The 16,168-nt window shown below is 68.1% G+C and carries 17 protein-coding genes; 7 read left to right on the top strand and 10 right to left on the bottom strand.

The features are described 5' to 3' along the window. Positions 1 to 26: 26 nt before the first annotated feature. Complete coding sequence (locus FOC84_RS25375) at positions 27 to 962, bottom strand: LysR family transcriptional regulator (RefSeq protein ID WP_173147122.1); 936 nt, start codon at positions 960 to 962, stop codon at positions 27 to 29. Positions 963 to 1,108: 146 nt separating this feature from the next. On the opposite strand from FOC84_RS25375, the gene FOC84_RS25370 reads away from it, so the two are divergent. Next, positions 1,109 to 2,098 carry a tripartite tricarboxylate transporter substrate binding protein gene (locus FOC84_RS25370; RefSeq protein WP_173147120.1) on the top strand — a complete coding sequence of 330 codons (990 nt, stop codon included), beginning with the start codon at positions 1,109 to 1,111 and terminating at the stop codon, positions 2,096 to 2,098. Beyond that, positions 2,095 to 3,192: a maleylacetate reductase gene (locus FOC84_RS25365; RefSeq protein WP_254241777.1), complete on the top strand. Its 1,098-nt coding sequence runs from the start codon at positions 2,095 to 2,097 to the stop codon at positions 3,190 to 3,192. Before FOC84_RS25370 ends, FOC84_RS25365 begins: the two co-directional genes overlap by 4 nt. Positions 3,193 to 3,228: 36 nt before the next feature. Here the strand turns inward: FOC84_RS25365 and FOC84_RS25360 are convergent, their stop codons facing one another. The 6 genes from FOC84_RS25360 to FOC84_RS25335 all read right to left on the bottom strand — a co-directional run bounded on the left by FOC84_RS25360 (position 3,229) and on the right by FOC84_RS25335 (position 8,786). Further along, positions 3,229 to 4,341, bottom strand: a complete 1,113-nt coding sequence (locus FOC84_RS25360) for an NADH:flavin oxidoreductase/NADH oxidase (RefSeq protein WP_173147118.1) — start codon at positions 4,339 to 4,341, stop codon at positions 3,229 to 3,231. A gap of 107 nt (positions 4,342 to 4,448) precedes the next feature. After that, positions 4,449 to 5,219 (bottom strand): amino acid ABC transporter ATP-binding protein, encoded by a 771-nt coding sequence (locus FOC84_RS25355; RefSeq protein ID WP_173147116.1) that lies wholly within the window; start codon positions 5,217 to 5,219, stop codon positions 4,449 to 4,451. Then, entirely contained in the window at positions 5,216 to 5,887 is a 672-nt protein-coding gene (gene ehuD, locus FOC84_RS25350) for an ectoine/hydroxyectoine ABC transporter permease subunit EhuD (RefSeq protein ID WP_173147114.1), read from the bottom strand. Before ehuD ends, FOC84_RS25355 begins: the two co-directional genes overlap by 4 nt. Continuing rightward, on the bottom strand, positions 5,884 to 6,537 hold the full coding sequence (gene ehuC / locus FOC84_RS25345) for an ectoine/hydroxyectoine ABC transporter permease subunit EhuC (protein WP_173147112.1): 654 nt from the start codon (positions 6,535 to 6,537) through the stop codon (positions 5,884 to 5,886). The genes ehuD and ehuC overlap by 4 nt, the downstream gene beginning before the upstream one ends. 10 nt (positions 6,538 to 6,547) lie before the next feature. After that, positions 6,548 to 7,456: an ectoine/hydroxyectoine ABC transporter substrate-binding protein EhuB gene (gene ehuB, locus FOC84_RS25340; protein WP_173147111.1), complete on the bottom strand. Its 909-nt coding sequence runs from the start codon at positions 7,454 to 7,456 to the stop codon at positions 6,548 to 6,550. A 175-nt stretch (positions 7,457 to 7,631) separates the two neighbouring features. Beyond that, positions 7,632 to 8,786, bottom strand: a complete 1,155-nt coding sequence (locus FOC84_RS25335; RefSeq protein ID WP_173147110.1) for an ABC transporter substrate-binding protein — start codon at positions 8,784 to 8,786, stop codon at positions 7,632 to 7,634. Positions 8,787 to 9,048: 262 nt separating this feature from the next. On the opposite strand from FOC84_RS25335, the gene FOC84_RS25330 reads away from it, so the two are divergent. Beyond that, positions 9,049 to 9,474 carry an OsmC family protein gene (locus tag FOC84_RS25330; protein ID WP_173147109.1) on the top strand — a complete coding sequence of 142 codons (426 nt, stop codon included), beginning with the start codon at positions 9,049 to 9,051 and terminating at the stop codon, positions 9,472 to 9,474. 140 nt (positions 9,475 to 9,614) lie between these two features. Then, on the top strand, positions 9,615 to 10,904 hold the full coding sequence (locus FOC84_RS25325; protein WP_173147108.1) for an Nramp family divalent metal transporter: 1,290 nt from the start codon (positions 9,615 to 9,617) through the stop codon (positions 10,902 to 10,904). An 81-nt stretch (positions 10,905 to 10,985) separates the two neighbouring features. Here FOC84_RS25325 and FOC84_RS25320 read toward each other — a convergent pair whose 3' ends face one another. Together FOC84_RS25320 and FOC84_RS25315 are read right to left on the bottom strand one after the other, a co-directional pair. After that, positions 10,986 to 11,207: an XRE family transcriptional regulator gene (locus FOC84_RS25320; protein WP_173147107.1), complete on the bottom strand. Its 222-nt coding sequence runs from the start codon at positions 11,205 to 11,207 to the stop codon at positions 10,986 to 10,988. 207 nt (positions 11,208 to 11,414) lie between these two features. After that, the gene (locus tag FOC84_RS25315; protein ID WP_173147106.1) at positions 11,415 to 12,023 is read right to left on the bottom strand and encodes a TetR/AcrR family transcriptional regulator; all 609 of its coding nucleotides are present in this window, start codon (positions 12,021 to 12,023) and stop codon (positions 11,415 to 11,417) included. A gap of 102 nt (positions 12,024 to 12,125) precedes the next feature. Here FOC84_RS25315 and FOC84_RS25310 point away from each other — a divergent pair, with 102 nt between their 5' ends. Beyond that, positions 12,126 to 13,409: an MFS transporter gene (locus FOC84_RS25310; RefSeq protein WP_173147105.1), complete on the top strand. Its 1,284-nt coding sequence runs from the start codon at positions 12,126 to 12,128 to the stop codon at positions 13,407 to 13,409. A gap of 64 nt (positions 13,410 to 13,473) precedes the next feature. Here the strand turns inward: FOC84_RS25310 and FOC84_RS25305 are convergent, their stop codons facing one another. Then, entirely contained in the window at positions 13,474 to 14,175 is a 702-nt protein-coding gene (locus tag FOC84_RS25305; RefSeq protein ID WP_254241776.1) for a GntR family transcriptional regulator, read from the bottom strand. Positions 14,176 to 14,303: 128 nt separating this feature from the next. Here FOC84_RS25305 and FOC84_RS25300 point away from each other — a divergent pair, with 128 nt between their 5' ends. Both FOC84_RS25300 and FOC84_RS25295 read left to right on the top strand, forming a co-directional pair. Beyond that, positions 14,304 to 15,299: a Bug family tripartite tricarboxylate transporter substrate binding protein gene (locus FOC84_RS25300; protein ID WP_173147103.1), complete on the top strand. Its 996-nt coding sequence runs from the start codon at positions 14,304 to 14,306 to the stop codon at positions 15,297 to 15,299. Between the two features lie 50 nt (positions 15,300 to 15,349). Beyond that, positions 15,350 to 16,150 carry an enoyl-CoA hydratase/isomerase family protein gene (locus FOC84_RS25295; protein WP_173147101.1) on the top strand — a complete coding sequence of 267 codons (801 nt, stop codon included), beginning with the start codon at positions 15,350 to 15,352 and terminating at the stop codon, positions 16,148 to 16,150. Positions 16,151 to 16,168: the final 18 nt, after the last annotated feature.

The raw sequence follows: 16,168 nt of genomic DNA, 5'->3' as shown, positions 1-16,168 counted from the left end.
GCCACGCGGCCCGGCGGCCGGCAGCGTCAGGCCGCGCGCGCAGCCTCGATGGCCGCGTCCCACACGGAAGGCGAGCCGATCTGCCGCCGCAGTTGCTCGGTGAAGGCGCGGATGCGCGCGTTGGCGCGCGGCATGGCGCGCAGCAGGTAGATGCCGCTTTCCGGCGGCGGGCTGGCGTCCTGCAAGGTCAGCTGTACCAACCGGCCTGCGCCCAGGTCCGCGCCCGCGGACCAGTTGGGCATGAGCGCGATGCCCAACCCTTCCAGCGCCGCGAACCGCCGCGCGTCGCAGTCGTCGCATTCCAGAACGAATCGGGCGTCCTGCGCCCACTGGCCATCGCCCAGCTCGCGCCAGCCACGCACGCTGGTGCTGTGGCGCCGGTCGATGAGGCGATGGCGCGACAGGTCCGCCAGCGTGCGCGGCACGCCGTGGCGCTCCAGGTATGAGGGCGCGGCGCAGATCAGGTAGCGGTGGCTGCCGATGCGCTGCCCGATCAGGCTGCTGTCGGGCTGCTGCCCCACCCGCACCACCACGTCCATGCGTTCAACCACCGGATCCACCACGCGCTCGGTCAGTTCCAGCTCCACCTGCAATTGCGGATGGCGTTCGCCCAGCTGGTGCAGCATGGGCACCACGTAGCGCCGCGCGAACGCGGGCAGGCAGCTGACCCGCAGCAAGCCTTGCACGGTCTGCTCCAGCGAAATGACTTCGGAACGCGCCTCGGTCATGTCGTGCAGGATCTTGACGGCGCGCTCGTAGAGCACCTCGCCGGCCTCGGTGGGCATCAGGGCGCGGGTGGAACGCACGAACAGCGGCACCTTGAGCTCGGACTCCAGCGCGCCGATCTGCCGCGCCACGGACGACGCCACCATGCCGCGGCGGCGGGCTACTTCGGAAAAGCTCTGCGCGCGGGCGACGTCCACGAAGATCGACAGGCTCTCGGCGAATTTGACGGTTTTCATTTGTGCGTATGGCGCAAAAGGCTTTGGCGCGCGGCGCCTGCTTTCCTGGGAGGTTTGGCATTTACGATACCGTGTATGGCCGCATTTTGGCAATTTCGACAAAGATCGACGGCCAACTACAACGATTACAAGCCCAGGAGACCCGCATGCCCCCGATCACCGCATTCCGCCGTTCGCCCCGCGCCCTGCTGGCCAGTGCCGTCTTGGCCGCCAGCGCCTGGGCCACCGCCCTGCCCGCCGCAGCCGAGTCCTACCCCAGCAAGCCGGTGACGGTAGTGGTGCCCTTTGCCGCGGGCGGCACCGTGGACCGGGTCGCGCGCCAGGTGCAACAGGCGTTGCAGGACAAGCTGGGCCAGACCGTGGTCATCGACAACCGCGGCGGCGCCGGCGGCACCATAGGCACCGCGCTGGTGGCCAAGTCAGCCCCCGACGGCTACACCGTGGCAATGGTGTTCGATTCGTACGCCACCGAACAACACATCTACCCCAAGCTGCCCTATGACTCGACCCGCGACCTGACCGGCGTGTCGTACATGGTGCGTTCGCCCATGGTGCTGGCGGTCACGGCCAGCGGCCCCTACCAGACACTGGCGGACTACATCGCGGCCGGCAAGAAGGGCGGCGTGTCCTACGCCTCGGTCGGCGCGGGCAGCTCCAACCATCTGGCAGCCGAAATGTTCCACCAGGCCGCGGGCACCAGCGGCATCCATACACCCTACCGCGGCGGCGGCCCGGCCGTGTCGGACCTGATGGGCGGACACGTCGAATCCATCATCGCCAGCCTGCCGCTGGTGCTGCCCCACATCCAGAGCGGCAAACTGCGCGCGCTGGCGGTGACCGCGCCCAAGCGCGTCGCCGCCCTGCCGGACGTGCCCGCCATCGCCGAGAGCTATCCGGGCTTCGAGATCTATTCCTGGGTGGGCATGGTGGCGCCGGCGCAAACGCCGGCGGCAACGCTGGACAAGCTGGCCGAGGCCACCATCGCGGCGCTGCGCGATCCGGCCGTGGCCGGACGCATCACCGAATCCGGCTTCGAAGTGGTGGCCGGCGGCCGCGACGACATGAACCGGCTGGTGCAGGCCGAATCCCAGCGCTGGGGCCAGCTCATCAAGAGCCGCGGAATCGTTGCACAATGACCGACATGCAGACGGCGAACGCCATGCACTCCTTCATCTATGCCAGCCGCGCCCAACGCGTGGTCTTCGGGCCGGGCAGCCTGGGCGGCCTGGCGGCCGAACTCGATGCGCTGGGGCTGCGGCGCGCGCTGGTGCTCTGCACGCCGCCGCAGCGCGCGCAGGCCGAGCGGGTAGCGGCCCTGCTGGGCGCGCCGCGGGTGGCCGGAATCTTCGATCAGGCCGTGATGCACGTGCCCATCGAAATCGCGCGCCAGGCGCGCGAGGCGGCGCGCGAGCTGGGCGCCGATTGCGCGGTAGCCGTGGGCGGCGGCTCCACCATCGGCCTGGGCAAGGCGATCGCCCTGGACTCCGGGCTGCCGGTCATCGCCGTGCCCACCACGTATGCGGGCTCGGAGATGACGCCGATCTACGGTCTCACCGAGGCCGGCGTGAAAAAGACCGGCAAGGACGACCGGGTGCTGCCGCGCAGCGTGGTGTACGACCCCGAGCTCAGCCTGTCGCTGCCGGTATCGATGAGCGTGACCAGCGGCATCAACGCCATTGCCCATGCGGCCGAAGGCCTCTATTCGCCGGACGGCAATCCGATCATGGACCTGATGGCGCAGGAAGGCATACGCGCGCTGGCGCAGGCGCTGCCCGCCATCCACGCCGGCGCCAACGGCGCGGACCTGCTGCAGGCGCGCGGCGACGCGCTCTACGGCGCCTGGCTGTGCGGCACGGTGCTGGGCAGCGTGGGCATGGCGCTGCATCACAAGCTCTGCCATACGCTGGGCGGCAGCTTCAACCTGCCGCACGCCGAAGTCCACACCGTGGTGCTGCCGCAAGCCCTGGCCTACAACGCCGCGGCCGCGCCGCAGGCCATGGCGCGCATCGCGGCGGCGCTGGGCGCGCCGGCTGCCGCGACGGGCGTGTTCGACCTGGCCAGTTCGCTGGGCGCGCCCACCGCCTTGCGCGACATCGGCATGCGGCAGGAAGACCTGGACCGCGCCTGCGACATCGCCTTGCAGACGCCCTACCCCAATCCTCGCCCGCTGGAACGCGAGGCCTTGCGGGCGCTGCTGCAGAACGCCTACGACGGCAGGCGGCCGCAATAAACGGGGTCCGGCAGGCCGCCGGCCTGCCGGTTGCGCCTAGCGCTGGCCGAAGCGCGTCTCGCCAAACAACGCCTTCTGGTCCCGCGGCTGCGAGCGCCAGTACTGGCGCGGCGCGCTGACCTGGCCGCCCAGTTGCGCCGCGGCGTGCCACGGCCAGCGCGGGTCGTACAGCATGCCGCGCGCCAGCGCGACCATGTCGGCCTGGCCGTTCTGGAGGATGTCTTCCGCCTGCTGCGCCTCGGTGATCAGGCCCACCGTGATGGTGGGCATGCCCACCTTGCGCTTGATCTCCTCGGCGAACGGCACCTGGTAGTTCGGGCCCACGGGAATCTTCTGCTGGGACGAGACGCCGCCGCTGGAGACGTCGATGAATTCACAGCCCCGTTCCTTCAAGGCTTGCGCCAGGACCAGCGTCTGTTGCAGATCCCAGCCGCCTTCGACCCAGTCGGTGGCCGACACGCGCACACCCAGCGTCACCGACGGCGGAACAGCCTCGCGCAGCGCCTGGAAGACTTCGAGCGGAAAGCGCATGCGGTTCTCGAGCGAACCGCCGTAGGCATCGTCGCGCCGGTTGGACAGCGGCGACAGGAACTGATGCAGCAGATAGCCGTGCGCGGCGTGCAGCTCGATCGCGTCGAAGCCCAGCCGCAGGGCGCGCTTGGCGCTGGCCACGAAGGCGTCGCGCACACGCGCCAGGCCCACCGCGTCCAGCGCGTGGGGCGGCGGTTCGGACGCGTTGTGCGGCACGGCCGAAGGCGCCCAGCCTTGCCAGCCGCCGGCCTCGGACGGCACCAGCTGGCCGCCGTTCCAGGGCGCTTCGCTGGAAGCCTTGCGGCCCGCATGGCCTAGCTGTATGCCCAGCTTGATGGGCGCATAGCGGCGGATGGCGGCCACGACGCGGCCGATGGCCGCCTCGGTTTCGTCGGACCACAGGCCCAGGTCTCCCGGGGTGATGCGGCCGTCGGGCTCCACGGCGGTGGCTTCCACGAACAGCAGCGCGGCGCCGGATAAGGCCAGGTGCCCCAGATGGATCATGTGCCAGTCGGTCGCCAGGCCATTTTCAGCCGAATACTCGCACATGGGCGCGATGACGATGCGGTTGGCCAGCTCCAGCTGGCCAATGGACGTGGGACTGAAAAGCAGCGACATGCGGTAGCCTCCGGGGCGTTGGATGCGACAGCATAGCGCCCCGCCCCGGCTGGCGGCCTGAATACCGCAGCCCCGGGCGGGGTCAAACCGCGTCCGCAGGCGATGCGCTACTGCCCTTCGATCACCGAGTCCAGGAACTGGCGCGTACGCGCCTCTTTCGGCTGGCTGAACAGCACCGACGATTCGGCGTCCTCGACGATATTGCCTTCGTCGAAGAACAGGGTCCGGTCCGAGCTGCGTTCAGCGAACTTCATCTGGTGGGTCACGATGATCATCGTCATGCTGCGCCGGGCCGACAGGTCGCGCAGGATCTGCAGGATGCCTCCGACCAGCTCCGGATCCAGCGCCGAAGTCACCTCGTCGAACAACATGATGTGGGGGCACATGGCCAGCGCCCGCGCGATGCCCACGCGCTGCTTCTGTCCGCCCGACAACTGCGCCGGATAGACATCCAGCTTGTCGCCCAGGCCGACCATTTCCAGGTACTCCACGGCGTGTTCGCGGGCCTGGGCGCGGGGCATGCCCCGCACATGCAGCGGCGCCTCCATGGCGTTGCCCAGCGCGGTCATGTGCGGGAACAGGTTGAAGTGCTGGAACACCATGCCGATCTTGCCGCGGACCTTGCGCAGGTGCTCGGAGTTGGGGCCGGCCGGCCGGCCCTGCGCATCGGCCCACATGGGCACGCCGTCGATTTCGATGTCGCCGCTGGTGGGCGGGTCCAGCGTCATCAGCACGCGCAGCAGGGTCGACTTGCCTGAACCCGAGGGGCCGATCACGGCCACGGTCTGGCCCGACGGTATCTCCAGGTTGATGCCGCGCAGCACCTCCAGTTCGCCGTACTGCTTGCGCAGGTTCTTGATGCTCACGCTGGCGCTCATCGCTTTCCTCCATATCGTTGCAGGCGGGCCTCCAGCCCGCGCACGCCCCAGGCCGCCACCAGGCTCAGCGCCAGGAACAGCAGGCCCACCAGGGTCAGGGGCTCGGTGTAGCGGAACGTCGCCGAGCCGATGATCTTGCTCTGCTGCAGCAGTTCCACCACGGTGATCGCCGACAGGAGCGGGGTGTCCTTGAACATGGCCACCAGGTAATTGCCCAGCGCCGGCACCACCGGCGGGATCGCCTGCGGCAGCACCACGCCCACCGCCGTGCGCCAGCGCGACATGTTCAGCGCGGTGGCGGCCTCCCATTGGCCGCGCGGCACCGCTTCGATGCCGGCGCGGTAGACCTCGGCGCAATAGGTCGCGTAATGCAGGCCCAGCGCGGTAATGCCGGTGGCCAGCGGCGACAGGCGCACGCCCGTCAGCGGCAGCACATAGAACAGGAAGTACATCTGCACCAGCAAGGGCGTGCTGCGCACGAACTCGATCACGCAGGCCGTGGGCAGCGACACGATGCGCAAGCGCGAACGCCGCAGCAAGGCCAGCGCCAGGCCCAGCGTGACGGCCACCAGCATGCCCAGCACCGTGGCCTGGATCGTGATGATCAGCGCGGAACCCAGGGTGGGCAGGATCTCCAGGGCGAAGGACCAGTCGAACACCGGCTTCATCGCAGGCGCACCTTGCGTTCCAACAGGCGCACGCCGGCCGTGATCAGCAGGGCCGCGGCGAAGTACATCAGCAGCATCAGGGTGAAGATCTCGGTGGTGCGCAGGGTCTCGCTGCGCAGCAGCTGGCCGCGGAAGGTCAGGTCGGTGATGGTGACGAGGGACACCAGCGCGGTGTTCTTCAACAGCTCGATCAGCAGGTTGCCGGCCGGCGGCAGCATGGCCGGCACGGCTTGCGGCACCACGATGCGGCGCATGATCTGGCCGCGCGTCAGGTTCAGCGCGATGCCGGCTTCGCGCTGGCCCGGCGGCACCGCGCGGATCGCGCCGCGCACCACTTCCGCGCCGTAGGCCCCGGCATTCAGCGCCAGCACCACGATGCCCACCAGCATGGCCGGCAGTTGCACGCCGAACAGCGGCAGCACGAAGTAGAACCAGAAGAGCTGCACCAGGGCCGAGGTGCCGCGGAATACTTCGACGTAGACCGCCGAGATCCAGCGCAGCGGGCGCAAAGACGACAGGCGCCCGATGCCCGCGGCCAGCGCCAGCGGAACGGCCAGCACCACCGCGCCGGCCATGATCTCCAGGGTCACCGCCAACCCCTGCAAGAGCGGCGGCGCCAGTTCGGCGAAATGCTCGGATATCAACCGCATGCGCGCCCCCTTACTGGCCGGCGCACAGCTTGGCGGCCGTGACCCCCTTGGGCAGTTCCTGCGCGGTGAAGCCGAAAGGCGCCACGAGTTTCTGGTGCTCTTCCGTGCCGATGAACTTGGCCAGTTCGGCGTTGAAGGCATCGGCAAAGGCCTTGTCGTCGCTGCGGAAGGCGTAGGCGCCGTAGCCGCGCACGTCCTTGCCGTCGATGACGGGGTCCTTGAACGGATCGGCTTTCTCCAGGCCGCTGGCGGCGCTGGTCTTGCCCATCAGGTCGTTGACCGTGAGCGCCGTGGCGGCGTAGGCGTCGGCGCGCCCTGCCTGCACGCCGGACAGCGCGCTGACCGCGTCCGGGAACACCACCACCTGGGCGGGCGGCACCTTGATCTTGGAGGCGTATTCCGCTTCGATCGCGCCCACCACCACGCCCAGTTTGGCGTCGGGATTCTTCACCACGTCTTCGTAGCTGTGCAGGTTCTTGGGATTGCCCTGCCTGACCAGGAAGGACTGGCCCACGCCATAAGTGGGGTCCGAGAACGCCACCTGCTGGCAGCGTTCGGGCGTGACGTACATGCCCGCCGCGATGATGTCGAAACGCTTGGCCTGCAGGCCCGGAATGAGGGAGCCGAACTCGGTCAGGACGCCCTCCACGTCGTTGATGCCCATGCGCTTGAGCACCACCCGGGCGATCTCCACGGATTCGCCCGTGACCTTGGACTCCTTGCTGTCCATGTAGGCGAACGGCGCTTCGTTGGCGTAGCCGATGCGTATCTTGCCGGCGGCCTTGGCGGCTTCCAGGGTGGACGCCGCGGCGGGCGCGCTCGCGGCCGGCGCAGCCTGGTCCGATCCCGAGTCGGAACACGCCGCCAGCACCCCCAGGCTCAAGGCGGCCAGCAAACGTCTGGATCGGATCAGGCTCATGCAGTTTCTCCTGTATTTATTTCGAGGTATATGGATTCACTAAAAATGATACGCTATTAAATGATTTCTACACGAATGATATGCTCAAAAAAAAGCAGGCCGCAGCCTGCTTTTTGCTCCCTCGCCCTACGCGGCGTCAGGACAAGTTACGAATGGCAGAGATATATGTCCCCACTTATTCCGCATAGGAAAAACGGCCGTTCCTGACGATGCCCATGACGCGCGCGCGCTCGTCGAACCCCTGGTGGTTGTCCTTGGTGATGTTCAGCACGCCATTGGGCACGACCAGGTCGCGCGTGTTTTCCAGCGCGTCGCGCAGGGCCGCGCGGAATTCCGGGGTACCGGGTTTGGCACCGGTTTTCAGCGCCCGCGCCACCGCCGAGTCCAGCAGCATCCAGGCGCCATAGGCGTCGCCCGCGAACTGGGTCAGCGTGTTGGCGCCGTAGCGCGCTTCGTACTTGTCGGCGAAGGCCACCGCCACCTTCTTGACCGGGTTGTCGTCGGGCAGCTCGCGCGCCACCACGCCGGGGCCGGTGGGGAACAAGGTGCCTTCCACGTCCGCGCCGCCGACCTGCAGGAATTCCAGCGTGCCGATGCCGTGCGTCTGGTAGATGGCGCCGGTGTAACCGCGTTCCAGCAGCGTCTTCTGCGGCAGGGCGGAAGGCGTCCCAGCGCCGGCGATGAGCACGGCGTCCGGCTTGGCGGCGATGACCTTCAGCACCTGCCCGACCACCGAGGCGTCGGTGCGCTGGAAGCGTTCCTGCGCCACGATCTTCAGATCGGTCCCGGCAGCCGCCGTGAACTCCTTCCACCAGCTGTCGCCGTAGGAATCCGCGAAGCCGATGAAGGCCACGTTCTTCAGGCCCTTCTTCTTCATGTCCGCCACCAGGGCGGTGGCCATGAGTGAATCGTTCTGCGGCATCTTGAAGGCCCAGGCGCGCTTCGGATCCGACAGCGGCTCGACGATGACGCTGGAGGCGGCCAGCGCGATCATGGGCGTGCCGGTTTCGGCCAACACGTCCAGGCCGGCCAGCGCGGCGGCCGTGGTGTTGGGGCCGACGATGGCGTCGACCTTGTCTTCCGAGGTCAGCTTGCGCATATTCTTCACCGCGCGGCTGACGTCGGTGCCGTCGTCCAGCACCACGTAGCGCGCCGGCTCGCCGCCCAGCGTGGCCGGCCACAGGCGGATCGCGTTATTGGTCTGGATGCCGATGGCGGCGGCCGGACCGGTGGTGGACACATCCACGCCGATGACGATTTCAGCCTGGACGGACCAAGCGGGGACGGCCAGCGCGACGGCGCAGGCGTAGCGGACGAGTTTGAAAGACATGACAGCGGTTCTCGGCGAGATTTGAGCAGATACCGTATTTTGCCTGATGGGCGAGCGCGGCCTTACGACGCGCGTCAAGACAGCGGGCCTGCGGTTACATCGGCTTGCCGTTGCGCGCAGACGCTTTCCGCGCCTGGCGCATGCGCCGGCCGTATCATCGTCCATGCCATCTCAGGCAAAGCGCCCCGCCCCAGCCGGCGGCCCGCGCCCTCCCACACCGGCCGCGCGCGCGACGGGCGCGGCCCTTTTACAGGAGTCACGCATGAAGAAAACCGCAAGCGCCCACTGGTCGGGCGATCTGAAGACCGGCAAGGGCACGATCTCCACGCAGAGCGGCGCGCTCAAGGAACAGGCCTACGGCTTTAACACCCGTTTCGGCGATACCCCCGGCACCAATCCCGAGGAATTGCTGGGCGCGGCGCACGCCGGCTGCTTCACCATGGCCCTGTCCAACATCCTGGCCGAAGCGGGCATGGTCGCGCAAAGCCTGAACACCAAGGCCGAGGTCACGCTGGACAAGGTGGATGACGGCTTTTCCATCACCGCCGTCCACCTGACCGTGGAAGCCGTCATCCCCGGCGCCAGCGCCCAGGCCTTCGAAGATGCCGCCCGCAAGGCGGAAAAGGGATGCCCGGTGTCCAAGGTGCTGAACGCCAAGATCTCCATGGACGCCAAGCTCAAGTCCTGATCCTCCCACGGCCCATGGCCCGTCCGCCCCGGGGCGGCGCCATTGGGCTTCATTGGGCGGCCCTATCCCCCGCTTGCCCAAAATCAATTTGACGATCCGGCCCCCCAAGAGGATGATGAGAATCATTCTCAGGAGCGAGCATGGGCCAATTCATCTACGCGATATCCGGCGGCAGGACGGCGCTGGCGCAGGACGTCCAGGTATCGGCCGGCCTGCGCCGCATCGCCGGTCCCGGCATCCTGGTGGCCGTGGGCTACATCGATCCGGGCAACTGGGCCACCGACATCGCCGGCGGCAGCGGCTTCGGCTATGGGCTGCTGCTGGTCGTCTTCAGCTCGGCCCTGCTGGCGTTGGGCTTTCAGATCCTGGTGTCGCGCCTGGCGCTGGCCACCGGCCAGGACCTGGCCACGCTGACGGCCCGCCACCTGTCACCGCGCCTGGCCAAGACGGCCTGGCTGGCCGGCGAGGCGGCGATCCTGGCCACCGCCCTGGCCGAACTCATCGGCGGCGCAATCGCGCTGCGCCTGCTCTTCGGGCTGCCGCTGATCGCGGGCGTCGCGGTGACCGGCGTCGGCACCTTCGCCGTGCTGGCGCTCACGCGCGGCAACGCCGACAAGCACGAGCGCTTCATCGCCCTGCTGCTGTCGGTGGTCGCCATGTCCTTCGTGTTCCTGCTGTTCAAGTCCAATCCGGCGTGGACGGAAGTGGCGCACGGCGTCACCCAGACCGGGCGCGCGTTGCGCGACCCGCAGGGTTTCCTGATCGCGCTGGGAATACTCGGCGCCACCCTGATGCCGCACAACCTGTACCTGCATTCCGGCTCGCTGGCGCAGCGCGCGCAGCAATTGCCGCCGGCCGCCCGCGACCTGGCCATGCGCGTGGCGCGCAACGACACCATCGTGTCGCTGGGCCTGGCCATGCTGATCAACGCCGCCATCATGATCGTCGCCGCCGCTTCGCTGTCGGGCTCGGGCATCATCGTTTCCAGCCTGGACGACGCGCATGCCGTGATCGGCCAGACCCTGGGCGTCGGCGCGGCCATCGTGTTCGCGGTGGCGCTGTATGCCGCGGGGCAAAGCTCCACCATCACTGGCGTGCTGGCCGGACGCATCCTGTCCCATGGATTCCAGGTCGGCAGCGGCTGGTCCGACCGCCGCCGCGCGCTGGCGACGCGGCTGGTGGCGGGCGCGGCGGCCGCCGGCCTGCTGGCCTACACCGGCGGCCAGGATCCGGACGGACTGCTGGTGCTGAGCCAGGTCATCCTGAGCCTGGCCCTGCCCTTCGCGCTGGGACCGCTGGTGCTGCTGGCCTGCCGCAAGAGCTTGATGGGCAAGTACGTCCTGCGCGGCGCCTGGGCCTGGGCCGCGGTTGCGGCCACGGTCGGCATCCTGCTGCTGGACGGCTATCTGGTGGCGGACATGCTGGTCTGAGCCCGCGGCCGCGGCGCGGCGATCGGCAGGCATGAAAAAACGCCAGCGATGCTGGCGTTTTTCTCGTACCCGCTGTCGGGCTCAGTGGTAGGCGGAGACCACGGGGTGCTGGCGGCGGCCGGCGTCCATGTCGTGCAATACCTCGCCCACGGCGCCGCCGAAGGCGGCCAGGCGCACTTTCAGGCGCAGCCAGCGCGTGCCGGAAGTATGGCCGGACAGGCTTTCCGCGATGATCGCGTCATGAATCAGGGTACGTTCCAGCTCATCCGACATGCGGGCATTCTTCAGCGCGGTATCGCTCATGGTTCTCTCCTTGAGAAAGCGATGTGGAACAACACGAGTCCATCTTAGACCTGTGCTTGCTGCGTCGCAATAAATTTCTCAAGCATTTTTTTGTGCGTTGCGCAATGAGTACAAACACCAAAAATGGTGCACATGTGCACTGCTATCTGCACCTATCTTGTGCCGCCCGCTCCCCAGACCTGATGCAACGCGTCGTAGGGCGCCATGTCAGGACTGCGCGAGATGCGCCTGGATCAGCTTGTCGGCCATCTGCGCGACCCGGCCGGCGGGGCCGCCTGCGCCGAAAAGCTGGCTGGAGACGAAGGCGCCTTCGAACAGCAGCAACAGCCCGTCGCCCAGCGCCTCGGGGTCGGCCGCCCCCATTTCCGCGGCCATGGCGGCAAGACGCCGGCGCAGCTCCGCCTTGTGTTCCACCGCCACGGCGCGGGCGGGATGCCCGGCTTCGGGATACTCCACCGCCGCATTGGTCAGGCCGCAGCCCCGGTATCCGTTTTGCACCGCGCGTGCGCCCAGGCCGGACAGGTAGTCGAGGACTTGGGCGCGAGGGTCGCCGGGATGCGCCGCGCACGCGGCATCGAAACGCGCCCAGAATTCGGCGTCGTAGTCGCGCAGATAGGCCGCCGCCAGTTCGTCCTTGGACGAAAAGCTGCGGTACAGGCTGGGTTTGGTCACCCCCGCCCCGCTGACGATGGCGTCCACGCCCACCGCCCGGATGCCGTCCCGGTAGAACATTTCCCGCGCGGTCTTGCGGATGCGCTCGGCCGCCAGCGGCGGCTTGGATGCGGGCCGGTCGGCGCTAGAGGTCTTGCTGGCCATGGAGGGCTCCTTTCCGGATGACGGATCCGACTAAAAATCGCTTGACGATGTTACTGACCGGTACGTACTATTCGCAAACCTCAATACGTACCGGTCAGTAACATGAGTATAGCCCACCCTCCCGTCCCTTTCCGGCGCGCCGGCCAAAAGTACGCATTCGTCGTCGTCGCGGTGATTTTCCTGTCCCTGCTGGTATCCGCCGGCCTGCGCTCCTCGCCCAGCGTGCTGCTGGTGCCCCTGGAAGAAGCCTTTGGCTGGAGCCGCAGCACCATCTCGATGGCCGCGGCGGTCGGCATTTTCCTGTATGGCATGGTCGGACCATTCGCCGCCGCCGCGATGGAGCGCTTCGGCTTACGGCGGGTGCTGATCGGGGCGCTGATCCTGATGGCGGCGTCCAGCGCGGCCAGCGCCTTCATGACCCAGTCCTGGCACCTGCTGCTGACCTGGGGGGTGTTCTCGGGCCTGGGATCCGGCGCGGTCGCCGTGGTGCTGGGCGCCACCGTCGTCAACCGCTGGTTCACCCAGCACCGCGGCGTGATGATGGGCCTGTTGACCGCCAGTTCCGCCACCGGCACGCTGGTGTTCCTGCCGGTGCTGGCGGCGCTGGCCTCGTCGGGCGACTGGACCCGGGTGGTCTGGACTGTGGCGGCCGCGGCGGCGGCGCTGGTGCCGCTGGCCTGGTGGCTGGTGCCGGACCGCCCATCGAGCGTGGGCCTGGTTCCTTTCGGCAGCGATCCGCATGCGCCGCCCGCGCCCGCCGCGCCGCGCACCGGCATGCTGGCGGCCACCTTCGGCGCGCTGGCGCGGGCCTCGCGCACCCGCACCTTCTGGTTCCTGTTCGCCACCTTCTTCGTGTGCGGCTTCACCACCAACGGCCTGGTCGGCACGCACCTGATCGCGCTTTGCGGCGACCATGGCATGCCCGAGGTGCAGGCCGCGGGCCTCCTGGCGCTGATGGGCATCTTCGACCTGATCGGCACCACGGCGTCCGGCTGGCTCACCGACCGCTACGATCCCCGCAAGCTGCTGTTCGTCTACTACGGCCTGCGCGGGCTGTCGCTGATCTACCTGCCCTATTCCGACTTCTCGTTCTACAGCCTGTCGATCTTCGCCATCTTCTTCGGCCTGGACTGGATCGCCACGGTGCCGCCCACGCTGCGCCTGACGACCGAAGCCTTCGGCGAGCGCGACGCTCCCATCGTGTTCGGCTGGATCGTCGCCGGCCACCAGCTGGGCGCGGCCAGCGCCGCCTGGATGGCGGGCGCCGTGCGCGAAGCGCAGGGCAGCTACCTGATGGCTTTCGTTATCTCCGGCATGACGGGCCTCATCGCCGCCGTCATCGCGCTGATGATAGGCAGGAAGCGCGTGGTGGCGCAGCCGGCCTGAGCGCGCTTGCGCCGCGGACAGCCGAGGCCTGGCCCCGCGCTGTCCGCGCAAATCACCGGCCTGGTCAGGCCTTGGCCGCGCCGCCCGCGCGGCCGCGCAGGTTGTAGGTCTTCTTGCTGCCCACATGCTTGCGGATCAGCGACTCCGCAAGCTCGCCGTCGCGCCGCATCAGCGCCTGCACGAAGGCCTCGTGGTCGGCCACCGCCGCCGTCCATTCGTCGATATCGAAGTTCGACTTGTAGCGCAGCGCCTGCACCTGCAGGTTCAAGCGGTCATAGGAATGCGTCAGCGCCGGGTTGTGGGCCGCCCGGTTGATGGCGATATGCGTGCCCATGCTGGCCGCGAAATACGCGCGGATGTCGCGCTGCTCATACCCTTGCCGCATCTGCGCATGCAGTTGCGCGATCTGCGCCAGTTCCGCGTCCGTCGCGCGCTCGGCGGCGCTGCGCACCGCCAACCCCTCCAGCACCGACAGCAGGTCGAAGATGTTCTCGACGTCGTCGGCCGACAGCTCGATCACCATCGCGCCGCGCTTGGGCTGCAGGGTCACCAGGCCGTCGGAAGCCAGCATGCGGTAGGCCTCGCGCAACGGCGTGCGCGAAATCTTGAGCTGGTCGCACAGGTCCCGCTCGTTCAGCCAGGTGCCCGGCTTGAAGGTGCCGTCGATGATGAGCTGCCGCAGCTTTTCCGCCACCACGGCCGGCAGCGTCGGGTGATGGATGGCCAAATCGGGGACGGACGGGTCCATAACTTCAGGGTTAGCCATGAGTTGTTGCCACTCGCTAATTCGACTATTTTTGTATCTGGTATACCAAACACCAGCGGCATACCAACCTGACCCCATCATAGATCAAGCAACACGCGGGCAGGCTTACATCCACCAAGGAGACCCACATGCACAAGCACGCTCGCGCCTGGGCCGGCGCCCTGGCGTTGACCGCCGGCCTGGCCGCCGCCAGCCCCGCCCTGGCGCAAGACGCATCCAAATGGCCGGAACGGCCGGTACGCCTGATCGTCGGTTTCGTGCCCGGCGGCGGCACCGACGTGTCCGCCCGCATCCTGTCCGCGCGCCTGTCGGCGCTGCTGGGCCAGCAGGTCGTGGTCGAGAACAAGCCCGGCGCTTCCGGCCTGATCGCGGCCGACTTCGTGGCCAAGGCCGATGCGGACGGCTACACCCTCTTGCTCGCCAACATGCAGTCCACCGTCGCCGCGCCCTACGTGGTGCAGTCCAGCGTCGACCCGATCAAGGACTTCACGCCGGTGCGCTACATCGGCTCGGTGCCCAACGTGCTGGTGGTCAATCCAGCCAAGCACAGCTACGCCAGCGTGCAGAACCTGGTGGACGACGCCCGCGCCAAGCCCAAGCAGCTGACCTATGCGTCTTCCGGCATGGGCAGCCCGCAGCACCTGAGCGCCGCGCGCTTCTCGCAGATCGCGGGCGTCAGCATGGAACACGTGCCCTACAAGGGCAGCGGCCAGGCCATGACCGATCTGCTGGGCGGCAGCGTGGACATGAACTTCGATACCTTGCCCGGCGCCATCAACCAGATCCAGGCCGGCAAGCTGCGCCCGCTGGCAGTGACCAGCGCGGAACGCAGCAAACGCCTGCCCGACGTGCCCACCCTGGCCGAGTCCGGCATCAAGGGCGTGGACATCGTGCAGTGGTACGCGGTGCTGGCCCCGGCCAAGCTGCCCAAGCCGGTGCTGGACAAGCTCGACCAGGCCCTGAGCCAGACGCTGGCCGATCCCGAGATCAAGGCCAAGCTGGCCGACCAGGGCATGGAACTGGGTGGCGGCCCGGCCAACCCCGCGGCCTTCGCCCGCTACGTCCAGGACGAATGGAGCAAGTACGGCAAGCTCACCGCCAGCCTGGGCCTGACCAAGCAGTAAGCCCGCAGCAACCCGGCGGGGGTGCGCCCCCGCCCACGCAAAGGAACACCATGAGCGCTACCCCCACTTCCGACTCCTCCCCCATCCTGTGCCAGCGCGACGGCGACATCGTGACCGTGGTGCTGAACCGCCCGGAAAAGCTCAACGCCTTCACCATAGACAGCTGGCGGCTGCTGGGCGACACCTTCCTGGAGCTGGACGCCGACGACAGCGTGCGCTGCGTGCTGCTGCGCGGCGCGGGCGAGAAAGCCTTCTCGCCGGGCAACGACATCAGCGAATTCGAGACCGCCCGCAGCAACAAGCGTCAGGCCATCGAATACGGCGCCGTGATGCGCCGGACCATCGAGGCCATCGGCAATTGCCGCCATCCGGTGGTGGCGCAGATACACGGCATCTGCGTGGGCGGCGGGCTGGAGATCGCCAGCCTGGCCGACATCCGCATCTGCGGCGAGAGTTCGCGCTTCGGCGTGCCCATCAAGAACCTCGGGCTGGTGATGTCGTATTCGGAACTGGCGCCGCTGGTGCGCCTGGTCGGCCCGTCCACTGCCCTGCAGGTGCTGCTGGAAGGCACCATCTTCGATGCGCAGGAAGCGCTGCGCCTGGGCGTGGTCACGCGCGTCACGCCCGACGGCCAGGTCGCCTCCGAAGCCCAGGCCACCGCCCGCCGCATCGCCGACGGCGCGCCGCTGGTGGCGCGCTGGCACAAGAAGTTCATCCGCAACCTGGTGCATGGCAAGCCCCTGACCGATGCCGACCGCGACGAAGCCTTCGACTGCTTCGACAGCGAGGATTTCCGCACGGGCTACCAGGCCTTCCTAGCCAAGGCCAAACCGCAATTCAACGCCCGCTGAACCCCATGCAAGGAGGAC

This window comes from Achromobacter pestifer (assembly GCF_013267355.1).
GTDB lineage: Bacteria > Pseudomonadota > Gammaproteobacteria > Burkholderiales > Burkholderiaceae_B > Achromobacter > Achromobacter pestifer_A.
Note: the sequence above shows the minus strand (reverse complement) of the source record. Positions and strands in the feature narration are given on the sequence as shown.

What these genes read in the sequence shown, in the direction of transcription:
- FOC84_RS25375 (WP_173147122.1), bottom strand. Translation starts at nt 962, where the DNA reads ATGAAAACCGTCAAATTCGCCGAGAGCCTGTCGATCTTCGTGGACGTC.
- FOC84_RS25355 (WP_173147116.1), bottom strand. Translation starts at nt 5,219, where the DNA reads ATGAGCGCCAGCGTGAGCATCAAGAACCTGCGCAAGCAGTACGGCGAA.
- FOC84_RS25360 (WP_173147118.1), bottom strand. Translation starts at nt 4,341, where the DNA reads ATGTCGCTGCTTTTCAGTCCCACGTCCATTGGCCAGCTGGAGCTGGCC.
- FOC84_RS25310 (WP_173147105.1), top strand. Translation starts at nt 12,126, where the DNA reads ATGAGTATAGCCCACCCTCCCGTCCCTTTCCGGCGCGCCGGCCAAAAG.
- FOC84_RS25330 (WP_173147109.1), top strand. Translation starts at nt 9,049, where the DNA reads ATGAAGAAAACCGCAAGCGCCCACTGGTCGGGCGATCTGAAGACCGGC.
- ehuB (WP_173147111.1), bottom strand. Translation starts at nt 7,456, where the DNA reads ATGAGCCTGATCCGATCCAGACGTTTGCTGGCCGCCTTGAGCCTGGGG.
- FOC84_RS25305 (WP_254241776.1), bottom strand. Translation starts at nt 14,175, where the DNA reads ATGGCTAACCCTGAAGTTATGGACCCGTCCGTCCCCGATTTGGCCATC.
- FOC84_RS25320 (WP_173147107.1), bottom strand. Translation starts at nt 11,207, where the DNA reads ATGAGCGATACCGCGCTGAAGAATGCCCGCATGTCGGATGAGCTGGAA.
- FOC84_RS25295 (WP_173147101.1), top strand. Translation starts at nt 15,350, where the DNA reads ATGAGCGCTACCCCCACTTCCGACTCCTCCCCCATCCTGTGCCAGCGC.
- FOC84_RS25325 (WP_173147108.1), top strand. Translation starts at nt 9,615, where the DNA reads ATGGGCCAATTCATCTACGCGATATCCGGCGGCAGGACGGCGCTGGCG.
- ehuD (WP_173147114.1), bottom strand. Translation starts at nt 5,887, where the DNA reads ATGAAGCCGGTGTTCGACTGGTCCTTCGCCCTGGAGATCCTGCCCACC.
- FOC84_RS25370 (WP_173147120.1), top strand. Translation starts at nt 1,109, where the DNA reads ATGCCCCCGATCACCGCATTCCGCCGTTCGCCCCGCGCCCTGCTGGCC.
- ehuC (WP_173147112.1), bottom strand. Translation starts at nt 6,537, where the DNA reads ATGCGGTTGATATCCGAGCATTTCGCCGAACTGGCGCCGCCGCTCTTG.
- FOC84_RS25365 (WP_254241777.1), top strand. Translation starts at nt 2,095, where the DNA reads ATGACCGACATGCAGACGGCGAACGCCATGCACTCCTTCATCTATGCC.
- FOC84_RS25300 (WP_173147103.1), top strand. Translation starts at nt 14,304, where the DNA reads ATGCACAAGCACGCTCGCGCCTGGGCCGGCGCCCTGGCGTTGACCGCC.
- FOC84_RS25315 (WP_173147106.1), bottom strand. Translation starts at nt 12,023, where the DNA reads ATGGCCAGCAAGACCTCTAGCGCCGACCGGCCCGCATCCAAGCCGCCG.
- FOC84_RS25335 (WP_173147110.1), bottom strand. Translation starts at nt 8,786, where the DNA reads ATGTCTTTCAAACTCGTCCGCTACGCCTGCGCCGTCGCGCTGGCCGTC.